Annotated in this window: 1 protein-coding gene; it reads right to left on the reverse strand. The window is 63.1% G+C overall.

Features of this window, described 5'->3' with window-relative positions; all coding sequences use genetic code 11:
* Positions 1 to 563, reverse strand: a 563-nt coding sequence (locus RMT89_RS40775; RefSeq protein ID WP_315888802.1) for a terminase large subunit domain-containing protein, incomplete at both ends; no start/stop codon positions are given.

The following is a 563-nucleotide window of genomic DNA, read 5'->3' on the forward strand; positions in this document are numbered from 1 at the left end:
GATCAGCTCGTTGAACGGGTTGTCCGCCCCGTCATGGGTGGAACAGACCACCACCTGACCGCCCCACATCAGAAAGGCCAGCGCGGCCTTGAGCAGTTCAGGCAGGCTTTCGACGAAGGCCGCCTCGTCGATGATGACCACGCCTTGTTTGCCGCGCAAGCTGCGCGGGGCCGAGCTGAGGGCGAGGATCTCAAAGCCCGAGGCAAAGCGGATGCGAAACGCCTGAATGGCGCGGTCGCCGTCATGGTCGTCAGGGTCCGGGAACAGGAACTCTTCGGCCTCGGCCGCCGCGCTGTTAAAGGACCGCGCCCACATCCCGCAGGCATCGACAAATTCGCGGGTCATCTCTTGAGAATAAGAGATATACATTGCATCCATCCCGCCGGCCTTGCGTTCGCGCGCGGCGCGCAACACAGCATAAGCGGCCAGCGCCCAGGTCAGGCCGACCCGGCGCGATTTTTCGACCACCAGCACGTTGGTGCCGGCACTTTCCAGAAGCCGCACCGTGTGTGCCTGATAGGGCAAGAGCACCTTGGGCAGGCCAACCTGACCGATGACATCTT

The sequence above is a fragment of the Streptomyces sp. P17 genome (genome assembly GCF_032436805.1).
Classification (GTDB): Bacteria; Actinomycetota; Actinomycetes; order Streptomycetales; family Streptomycetaceae; genus Streptomyces.